Raw genomic sequence first — 1,515 nt, forward strand, 5'->3', positions numbered from 1 at the left:
GATTACATGGAACTACCGCCTGTAGAAAAGAGAAAGGTTCATCCTGTATCTAAAATTACGTTTCCAGATGATTATTAATATTAATTGAAAGGAACTAATAAAGTGGAAATGTATACAGAATTTTTGAAAATAGAGTCTATTATTGAAAAAGAGAACTTTGTAATTTATGGCACTGGATCTGTAGCAAAGAGGTTCAGTAAAATAATTAAAGAAAAGGGGTATTGGGATAATGTAAGCAATTATGCTGTCTCTTCCCTACAACAAGTGGAAGCTTACTATGATGGGAAAGATATTAAGGAAATAAATGAAGTATCGAATGATAGTATTGTAATGATAGCAGTGCATAATATTTTCATAGATGAAATCATTGAAAAGCTTAAAAACTTAGGTTTTAGTAGATATTTTTGGGTATATCCTTACTTATTTGATTTATCCTTTGGACTACCAATTGAAAGAAATGTTGAAATAGATGTTAGGAGTTTAGTAAAAGGATTAAAGGACGTTTACTTAAATCCAATTTTATATTTAGCAATTGAAAGTGCCCTTTTTAATAATACCATTGGACGTGACCTTTATATTAAATATATGTGTATTTTTTGCAGTGAAAAAGCAGCAAGTAAAAGATGGCTTGATTTTGTAAAAAGAATACATAAATATGAATCAGGGGACGCTAAGCAAAATTATAATATCAAATTATCAAATAAATTAGATATTGTTATTGATGGTTCTCATAGGTTAATGCTAGCTTATTATTTTAATGTAGATAAAATAATAGCTGATACTTATAGCTGTGATATGAAGAGATATATAGAATTTGCAGAAAACATGCTATTGAATGATGAGCAGTTGCAAAAATATTTTACTCAAGAAGAGATTCTTTTAATTAAAGAAGTAGATTTAAAATTGAAGGCATAAAGTTTCATATGTTTTAGGAGTTGGATTATGCGTAGACTCGGATTATTTGTTTTTTATGACAAAGATGGCATAGTTGATGAATATGTTGAATATTTAATTTCAGATTTAAAAAGAGTTGTTAGCGAGCTGATTATAATAGTTAACGGAAAGGTTAATGTAGAAGGGGAAAATATATTACAAAAATACAGTAATCAGTACTATACACGTGAAAATGTTGGATTTGATGCAGGTGCTTATGCTGATGTTATTGTTAATATATTGGGTGAACATAAGTTATCACAATATGATGAACTTGTATTATGTAATGATACCTTTTACGGACCCTTTGTTAGCTTTGAAAATATATTTGATGCTATGAGAAATGAAAAATGTGATTTTTGGGGACTGGATTGTATTAAGAGAAATTTCCTTAGCTATATAATAATGTACTTTTGTGTTTTTCGTGGAGAAATGTTAAGAAACGGAGATTTATTTAATTGAGGAAATTGCATAATTAAATCTATAAAATTAAATAAAAAAAGGTATAGAGCGATAGCTCATTGAAAATGAGCTTTTAAATTTCATATTTTAATTTTACAGATTCTATAGATTTGCAAAACC

2 protein-coding genes are annotated in these 1,515 nt (G+C 27.9%); both read left to right on the top strand.

Going from position 1 to position 1,515, the window contains the following annotated elements; genetic code table 11:
- Positions 1-84 precede the first annotated feature (84 nt).
- Positions 85-915, top strand: a complete 831-nt coding sequence (locus GX348_12550) for a hypothetical protein (protein ID NLP42987.1) — start codon at positions 85-87, stop codon at positions 913-915.
- Positions 916-942: 27 nt separating this feature from the next.
- Positions 943-1,395, top strand: coding sequence for a hypothetical protein (locus GX348_12555; protein ID NLP42988.1), 453 nt, complete (start codon positions 943-945; stop codon positions 1,393-1,395).
- The last annotated feature ends 120 nt before the right edge of the window (positions 1,396-1,515 follow it).

Source organism: Veillonellaceae bacterium, assembly GCA_012523975.1.
Classification (GTDB): Bacteria; Bacillota; Negativicutes; order JAAYSF01; family JAAYSF01; genus JAAYSF01.

Bases quoted from the DNA above. Each gene is read 5' to 3' on its own strand.
- GX348_12555 (NLP42988.1), top strand. From the start codon at position 943: ATGCGTAGACTCGGATTATTTGTTTTTTATGACAAAGATGGCATAGTT.